Source organism: Acidovorax sp. GW458-11-26-14-TSB4 (assembly GCF_059423865.1).
In genome coordinates, this window is record NZ_JBWKYR010000030.1 from 46,997 (window position 1) to 54,210 (window position 7,214).

Genomic DNA, 7,214 nt, shown 5'->3' on the forward strand with positions numbered 1-7,214 from the left:
ATATGCTGCGACGCCACTACCTGCAAGCCCTGGGCGCCAGCGCCCTGGGCCTGGCCACCGCCCAGGTGGCCGCCGCCCCGCGCGCGGGCGATGCGCGCCTGCTGCTGGTGTTTTTGCGCGGTGGTTACGACTGCGCGAGCCTGCTCGTACCCACCGGCAGCAGCTTCTATTACGAAAGCCGGCCCAACATCGCCATTGCGCGCCCCGGGGAGGACGGTGGCGCGCTGGAGCTGACCAGCGACTGGGGCCTGCACCCGGTACTGGCCGATTCGATGTTGCCGCTGTACCAGCGGCGCGAACTGGCCTTCGTGCCCTTTGCCGGCACGGACGACCTCTCGCGCAGCCATTTCGACACGCAGGACAGCATCGAGCTGGGCCAGCCCCTGGGTGGGCGGCGCGACTATGGCTCGGGCTTTCTGAACCGGCTGGCGGCCGAGCTGGGCGCCAGGCGCACCACGGCCGCCCCCATGGCCTTCACCAGCACCCTGCCGCTGGTGCTGCGCGGTACGGTGGACGTGCCCAACACGGCGCTGGCCGCAGCCGCCGGCAAGACCGGCGTGGACGAGCGCCAGGCCGGGCTCATCGACATGATGTACCGCAGCACCGCGCTGGCCCGCCCCGTGGCCGAGGGCTTTGCCACCCAGGGCGAGGTGGCGCGCAGCATGCAGGGCGAGATGGACGCCGCCAGCCGCAATGCGCTGAGCACCAAGGGCTTCGAGGGCACGGCCCGGCGCATGGCGCGGCTGATGCAGACGCGCTACCACCTGGGCTTTGTCGACGTGGGTGGGTGGGACACGCATGTGGGCCAGGGCAATGCCACGGGCGCTTTGGCCAACCGCTTCGAGGAACTGGGCCAGGGCCTGGCGGGCTTTGCACAGGAGATGGGGCCGGCGTGGAAGAACACCGTGGTCGTGGTGGTCAGCGAATTCGGCCGCACCTTCCGCGAAAACGGCAACCGCGGCACCGACCATGGCCACGGCACCGTGTTCTGGGTGCTGGGCGGCGGCGTGGCGGGCGGGCGCATCGCGGGCGAGCAACAGGCGCTGACGGCCACCACCCTGTTCCAGGACCGCGACCACCCGGTGCTCAACGACTACCGCGCCGTGCTCGGCGGCCTGTTCGGCCGCATGTACGGGCTGAATGCCACGGCCCTGGCAAGGGTGTTCCCTGGGGCCCGTGCTACGGACCTGCGCTTGGTCTAACGCTCAGGCGTTCAGAACGCCCGACATGAGTTCAGGCAGGCGCTCGATCTTCATCTTGAACCCACAGGCCTGCGCATGGCCGCCACCGCCCATGCTTTCGGCCAAGGCGATGCAGTCGAAATTGCGCTGCGAGCGCAGCCCTGCCTTCACGCCCTTGGCGCCGGCGCTCCACATCAGCGCAAAGGTGCCGGTCTTGGCCGAGAGGATGTCGCCCACCAGGCTGTGGAACATGCCGGGCGCATTCACCATCAGGCCCTCGATGCCGTTGAACACCAGGGGCTGCGCGCCCTCGGCGATGTCAGCGCAGAGCTTGCGGTACTTCTCGTCCATGGCCGAGCCGCGGGCCATGAAGCGCTCCAGCTGCTCGGGCGTGAAGGACGCGATCTCGCGCCAGCGCTCGAAGCTCTGTTCTTCCATGTCCAGCGCCGAGAGAAAGGCCGCGCTTTCTGGGAATTCCCACTTCCAGATGTCGCGGTCCTCCACGTACTGCAGCAGCGCCGGCATGGGGGTGTGCGGGTGGAAGAACTCCCAGGCCAGGTGCGCGCCCGACTTGTCCATGTCGAAGTGCACCACACCGCAGCGGCAGGCAAAGCCGGTGAGCTTTTCGGCTGCGCTCTTGTGGTGGTCCAGCATCACCAGGCGCGCCGCGCGCTCGTCGATGGCAGACAGGATCTCGGCCGAGAACGAAAAGTCCAGGATGTAGACCGAGCGGCCTGCCAGGGCCGGCAGGTCGTCCACCGACTGCACGTCGCCATGGTCCAGGCCCACATACTCGGCCTTGTCGCCGTAAAACAGCCAGGCGGCCAGCGCAGCGCCAAAGCCGTCGGGGCAGCCGCGTCCGTGGTAGAGCACCAGGGGCGCGGGGTCGTTCACATCGGAGGCAAACAGCAGTTGCAGGGGCAGAATCGTTTTTTTCATCATTGCCTCCGATTGTCGCCGGGCCGCAAGGCGGGGGGAACCAATACATTGCACCCGGGCTCCACCAGGCATGGCACGCAGCACCCTCTCGCGCATCTTCCACCCCTTTTCTTTTGGCCGGCACATGTTCCAGACCCTCAAAGAACTGTTCGACAGCTTCACCGCCCCGTTTTCTCCCGAGGCCTCGCCTGCGGAGCGCGCGCATTCCGTGCAACTGGCCGCCGCCGTGCTGCTGGTGGAGGTGGTGCGCGCCGATGCCGCCATGGACGCCGCGGAACGCGATGCCATGGTCCGCGCCCTGCGCGAGCGCTTCACCCTCACCGACGATGAAATCGAGCGCCTGGTGGAGCTGGCCGTGGACACGGCCAAGACCGCCTACGACTACCAGCGCTTCACCGGCAACCTCAACGCCCACTTCACGCAACCGCAGAAGATCGAGCTCGTGGAGGCCATGTGGCAGGTGGCGTATGCCGACGCCCGCCTGGACGAGAACGAGATGCACGCCATCAGCAAGGTGGCCGGGCTGCTGCACGTGACGCATGGCGAATACATCGCCGCGAAGATGCGCGCCAAGGAAGCCGCAAGCCTCTGATCTACACCGGCAGCCAGCGCCACCAGAAAGGGGTTTTGACCTCGCGTGCGCCACGCTCGCGCAGCAGCGCGACGAACTCCTTGCGCCCATGGCGCTGGGCCGCCTGCAGCGGCGTCATGTCGTCGAACTCCGAGCGCAGCTGCGGGTCTGCGCCATTGTCCAGCAGGTAGTGCGCGATGGCATCGTGCCCGTGGATGAGTGCGGCCACCAGCGGTGTGCACAGGATCTCGGGATGCTGGTAATTGGGGTTCACCCCCGCGCTGATGTGGTGGCGCACCAGCGCCAGGTCGCCCGCCACGGCGGCGGCATACATGTCTTTCCAATCGCCTGCGGACATGGTGAAAGACCCTCCTTCGGATCAGCGGGCCTTGCCGCCGTATTTGGCAGCGTACTCTGCAGCCAGCTTGCGCGCAGCCACCTGCCCCTTGGCGTCCAGAATGGAGAGCAGCTGCGTGCGGTTCTTGATCGCCTGCGGGTCGCCGGCATTGGCCGGCATGTCGATCCAGGCAAAGGCCCGCACATAGTCCTGCGGCACGCCGTGGCCCTGCGCGAACAACAGGCCATATTCGTTCTGCGCGGCCAATGATCCGGCCTCGGCCGCCTTGCGGTACCACAGCGCCGCCTTCTCGTGGCTCTGGGGCACACCGGCGCCCTTGCGGTAGGACTGGCCCAGGTTGAACTGTGCCTGCACGTCGCCCTTTTCTGCCGCCAGCGTGGCGTAGTGCTCTGCACGCTGCAGGTCCTGCGGCACGCCATCGCCCTTGGAATACATCAACCCCAGATTGGCCATGGAGGGCGTGTAGCCGGCGTCCGCCGCCTCGGCGAACAGCGCCGCGGCTTTCTTCACGTCCTTGCCCACGCCCTGGCCCGTGTAGTAGAGGCTGGCCAGCATGTGCTTGCCGGCGGCATCGCCGGCGTTCGCCGCAGCGCTGAACTCCTTGAAGGCCATGGCGTAGTCGCCCTTGCCATAAGCAGCGATGCCATCGTTCACGGCTGCATGGACAGTGGCGGAAAAAGACATGGCAACTCCCAAGGTCAGGGCGGCAGCAAGGGCACGCGGGATCGTCATCATCGGCAGGGGCTCCTTCGGCTATTGGGGCGCATTCTGGCATGCCAGGGCGGCTATGCGGTGGCCCCCACCGCCGCCATGGCCCGCGCATGCTCGACCGCGGTCAGCACCTGGACCGGCACCACCGGCACGCCCGTGCCATCGAAGAACGGGGTCGCCCGGTAGCTGCCGGTCAGCCGCGACGCGGCAATGCGCGGCATGAAGCCCAGCAGCGCCCTGGCCTGCTTCCACCCGCCCAGCTTCGGCGGCGTTCCGCCCTTGGCACCTGCGGTCTCCAGGTGCATCTGCACGGGCGGGAAAGCAGGTGGCGCCAACGGCTCGCCACCCTGCGGACGCAGGCAGCTGTGCACCAGGCCCACATAGGGCATGCGCCAGTCGCGCCCGGTATTGCCCAGGGGCGTGTGGCAGCAGCGCGCATACCAGCGCAGCAGGCCCTTGTCCGTGAGCGACACACAGGCCAGGTGCTCCGTGCCGCCGGTGAAGGTGATGTTGCGCGCATGCGTGGCGACGACCTCCGTGCCCGCCAGCGCATCGAGCACCATGCCAGCCTGGCCCAGGTGGTGGGCATAGGCCTGGCAGTCCCGGCAATAGCACACTGCGTGCAGGGCCGAACGGGTCTCAACCACCTCGCCGGTGACCTGCCCGCACCGGCATTGCAGGCGCTGGGCATGCGGCGCATGGCTGTTGGCATGGTTCATGGCGTGTCTCTCCCTTATTCGCAGTTTCTCCAGGCTCCTGGCACAAGCTTAGCGCCCCTGCTGCCAGAATCCGTCAGTTGTCTGCGCCCTCGCCCCCCTTCACCTCGTGCCATTTACTCCGTCGCCCGCGCCCATGTCCCCACCGCTGCACATCCTCTGGCGCGACGAACACCTCGTCGCGGTCTACAAGCCCGCGGGCTGGCTGGTGCATCGCACGGGGCTCGACGCGGGCGAGACACGCTTCGTGATGCAGACCCTGCGCGACCAGCTGGGCCAGCATGTGTTCCCGGTGCACCGGCTCGACAAAGGCACCTGCGGCGTGCTGGTGATGGCGCTGCACAGCGACGCGGCGCGCGCGCTGTCGCAGTCCTTCGAGCACCAGGCCACGCACAAGCGCTACCTGGCCATGGTGCGCGGCTGGGCCCCCGAGGCCACCGAGGTGGACCATGCCCTGAAACCCGACGACGCCCCGGCCGATGCGGCCGTGCAGGACGCGCACACGCGCTTTCGCCTCGTGGCCCGGCTCACCCTGCCCGAGGTCAGCGACCCGCGCTTTCCCGGTACCCGTGCCTCGCTCGTAGAGGCGGTGCCGACCACAGGGCGGCGGCACCAGATAAGGCGGCACCTGAAGCACCTGGCGCATCCGATCATCGGGGATGCGACGCATGGCAAGGGGCCGATCAATCGGTGGTGGGCCGAGCGGTTGGGGTTGCAGAGGCTGTGGCTGCATGCCTGGCAGTTGCGGGTGCCGCATCCGGTGACGTGCGAAACACTGGTGTTCGACAGCGGGCTGCGGCTGGAGGCAGGCGATGGCGTGCAGCAGGCCGCCCCCACCGCCGACTGGCAGCGCCTGCTGGCAGAGTGCCCCTGGTCCATGGTCCCGTAACGCGGGCGACATGCAGCGGGCGGGCGGCCCCGAATAATGGGTTTTCCCAAGAACAACGGAGACCGCACGCATGACCACCCCGACCACCGGCAACAACCGCGTCCTCGCCCACACGGGCGCACGCTACCCCATCATCCAGGCGCCCATGGGCTGGATCGCCCGCACGCCGCTGGCCTCGGCCGTCTCGCGCGCCGGCGGCCTGGGCATCATCGAGACTTCGTCGGGCGAAACCGCCAACTGCCAGGCCGAGATCACCAAGATGCGCGCCCTCGGCCTGCCCTTCGGCGTGAACCTGCCCATCCGCTTCCTGAAGGACGACGCCATGCTGCGTTTCGTCTGCGCATCGGGCGTGAAGTTCGTCACCACCTCGGCAGGCAGCCCGGCCAAGTTCATCGCGCCGCTCAAGGACGCGGGTATCACCGTCTACCACGCCGTGCCCACGCTGGAGGCCGCGCTCAAGTGCGTGGATGCGGGCATCGATGGCCTGGTGGTGGAAGGCGGCGAAGGCGGCGGCTTCAAAAACCCCGAGGAGGTGTCCACCCTGGTGCTGCTGCAGGCCATCCGCGCGCGGGTCGATGTGCCGCTGGTCGCCGCTGGCGGCATCTGCGACGGGCGCGGCATGGCCGCGGCCTTTGCCCTGGGCGCCGAGGCCGTGCAGATGGGCACGCGCTTCGTGAGCTGCGCCGAAAGCCCGGTGCACGCCAACTACAAGAACGCCATCGTCGGCGCCAGCACCACCGGCACCTGGATGCTCAACACCCGCGCCAGCCCCTGCATCCGCGCGCTCAAGTCCGAGCGCACCGCCGCGATCCACGAAGCCGGGCTGATGCCGGCCGACAGTTTCGAGGGCATACAGCGCGTGTACTTTGGCGGCGACATGGAGGCCGCGCCGGCGCTGGCAGGGCAGACGGCGGGGCTGATCGATTCCGTCAAAACGGCGCAGCAGATCATTGACGATACGGTGGCGGAGTTCTTCTCCATCACCGCGCGCATGGGGGCGATGGCCACGGCGCGTTCCTTCGGTTGATGGGTGGTGGTGGGTGGTGGGACCACAATGGCCCGGTGAACCGCACTTCCAAAGGACCATTGCCATGCCCACCCTTTGCAGGCACGCCACCACACGCCCTTACCGCCAGCACCCAGGGGCTGGCCTGTTGCTGCTGGCTGCAGCGCTGATCACAGGCTGCGCCACACCTGTCGCCAACACCGGCCCCGGGCCGGCCAGCGCCGAGCGGGCGCACCTGCCGCTGCTGCGCGGCTGGTTCGACGGCAAGGAGGTGCTGTACGTGACCACCGACGCCTCCGACGCCGAGGTGGCGCGCGAGCACCTGGCCAACCATGTGCCCCAACTCGCCCATGCGCTGGCCGACATGCCCGCCGCTGTGGGCGGCAACCGGCGCCCTGGCGCTACGTCTCGCGTGTACGGCAGCACCAACTTCCGCCAGCCCAGCGTGTTTGCGTCGGCCCCCGAGCCCGTGGGCCATGCCAACCGCAGCGCGGCTTATAGCCCGCTGTGGCAGCTGGTCAAGGTCACGTGGCGCGACCCTGCGCAGGCGGGCGTGCTGCGGTCGGAGGAGGAGGTGCTGGATGCTGCCGACAAGGGTTTTGTGGTGCTGGAGGTGACGCGGGTGGTGCTGAACTGTCCTATCGTTCATCGTGGGGGGTTGGGGGTGTTGCCGGGGGTGACGGTGGATGGGCGTACGCCGTGAACGAACGCTTTGAGCGGTGCTTCGGTGTTCGGTCTCTGTGGTTGCTGCGGCGCGTGATGTGAGGGCGGAGGCCGGGTCTCGGCCCGGCGGCCGAGGTACCTTTCTTTGCGTCGCCAAAGAAACGTACCCCAAAGAAAGGC

9 protein-coding genes are annotated in these 7,214 nt (G+C 68.3%); 5 read left to right on the top strand and 4 right to left on the bottom strand.

From position 1 onward, the window contains the following. Positions 1-2: 2 nt before the first annotated feature. Positions 3-1,202, top strand: coding sequence for a DUF1501 domain-containing protein (locus tag AC07X5_RS30035; protein WP_494773118.1), 1,200 nt, complete (start codon positions 3-5; stop codon positions 1,200-1,202). Between the two features lie 3 nt (positions 1,203-1,205). Here AC07X5_RS30035 and AC07X5_RS30040 read toward each other — a convergent pair whose 3' ends face one another. Next, positions 1,206-2,123 (bottom strand): DHH family phosphoesterase, encoded by a 918-nt coding sequence (locus AC07X5_RS30040; RefSeq protein ID WP_494773119.1) that lies wholly within the window; start codon positions 2,121-2,123, stop codon positions 1,206-1,208. 67 nt (positions 2,124-2,190) lie between these two features. Between AC07X5_RS30040 and AC07X5_RS30045 the strand changes: the two genes are divergently transcribed. Next, a complete protein-coding gene (locus AC07X5_RS30045) occupies positions 2,191-2,712 on the top strand; it encodes a tellurite resistance TerB family protein (protein ID WP_494773120.1) in 522 nt (173 codons plus the stop codon). Between the two features lies 1 nt (position 2,713). Here the strand turns inward: AC07X5_RS30045 and AC07X5_RS30050 are convergent, their stop codons facing one another. The 3 genes from AC07X5_RS30050 to AC07X5_RS30060 form a co-directional block, all read right to left on the bottom strand. Further along, positions 2,714-3,049 (bottom strand): ankyrin repeat domain-containing protein, encoded by a 336-nt coding sequence (locus tag AC07X5_RS30050; protein WP_494773121.1) that lies wholly within the window; start codon positions 3,047-3,049, stop codon positions 2,714-2,716. Positions 3,050-3,070: 21 nt separating this feature from the next. After that, positions 3,071-3,733, bottom strand: a complete 663-nt coding sequence (locus AC07X5_RS30055; protein WP_494773122.1) for a tetratricopeptide repeat protein — start codon at positions 3,731-3,733, stop codon at positions 3,071-3,073. Between the two features lie 101 nt (positions 3,734-3,834). Beyond that, the gene (locus tag AC07X5_RS30060; protein ID WP_494773123.1) at positions 3,835-4,479 is read right to left on the bottom strand and encodes a DUF6151 family protein; all 645 of its coding nucleotides are present in this window, start codon (positions 4,477-4,479) and stop codon (positions 3,835-3,837) included. A gap of 133 nt (positions 4,480-4,612) precedes the next feature. Here AC07X5_RS30060 and AC07X5_RS30065 point away from each other — a divergent pair, with 133 nt between their 5' ends. The 3 genes from AC07X5_RS30065 to AC07X5_RS30075 all read left to right on the top strand — a co-directional run bounded on the left by AC07X5_RS30065 (position 4,613) and on the right by AC07X5_RS30075 (position 7,074). After that, positions 4,613-5,365 carry a pseudouridine synthase gene (locus tag AC07X5_RS30065; RefSeq protein WP_494773124.1) on the top strand — a complete coding sequence of 251 codons (753 nt, stop codon included), beginning with the start codon at positions 4,613-4,615 and terminating at the stop codon, positions 5,363-5,365. Between the two features lie 70 nt (positions 5,366-5,435). Next, on the top strand, positions 5,436-6,392 hold the full coding sequence (locus AC07X5_RS30070) for an NAD(P)H-dependent flavin oxidoreductase (RefSeq protein ID WP_494773125.1): 957 nt from the start codon (positions 5,436-5,438) through the stop codon (positions 6,390-6,392). A 64-nt stretch (positions 6,393-6,456) separates the two neighbouring features. Then, positions 6,457-7,074 carry a DUF7482 domain-containing protein gene (locus AC07X5_RS30075; RefSeq protein WP_494773126.1) on the top strand — a complete coding sequence of 206 codons (618 nt, stop codon included), beginning with the start codon at positions 6,457-6,459 and terminating at the stop codon, positions 7,072-7,074. Positions 7,075-7,214: the final 140 nt, after the last annotated feature.

Excerpts from the sequence above, each read along its gene's own strand:
- AC07X5_RS30045 (WP_494773120.1), top strand. The coding sequence starts at position 2,191 with ATGGCACGCAGCACCCTCTCGCGCATCTTCCACCCCTTTTCTTTTGGC.
- AC07X5_RS30035 (WP_494773118.1), top strand. The coding sequence starts at position 3 with ATGCTGCGACGCCACTACCTGCAAGCCCTGGGCGCCAGCGCCCTGGGC.
- AC07X5_RS30060 (WP_494773123.1), bottom strand. The coding sequence starts at position 4,479 with ATGAACCATGCCAACAGCCATGCGCCGCATGCCCAGCGCCTGCAATGC.
- AC07X5_RS30050 (WP_494773121.1), bottom strand. The coding sequence starts at position 3,049 with ATGTCCGCAGGCGATTGGAAAGACATGTATGCCGCCGCCGTGGCGGGC.
- AC07X5_RS30065 (WP_494773124.1), top strand. The coding sequence starts at position 4,613 with ATGTCCCCACCGCTGCACATCCTCTGGCGCGACGAACACCTCGTCGCG.
- AC07X5_RS30070 (WP_494773125.1), top strand. The coding sequence starts at position 5,436 with ATGACCACCCCGACCACCGGCAACAACCGCGTCCTCGCCCACACGGGC.
- AC07X5_RS30055 (WP_494773122.1), bottom strand. The coding sequence starts at position 3,733 with ATGTCTTTTTCCGCCACTGTCCATGCAGCCGTGAACGATGGCATCGCT.
- AC07X5_RS30075 (WP_494773126.1), top strand. The coding sequence starts at position 6,457 with ATGCCCACCCTTTGCAGGCACGCCACCACACGCCCTTACCGCCAGCAC.
- AC07X5_RS30040 (WP_494773119.1), bottom strand. The coding sequence starts at position 2,123 with ATGATGAAAAAAACGATTCTGCCCCTGCAACTGCTGTTTGCCTCCGAT.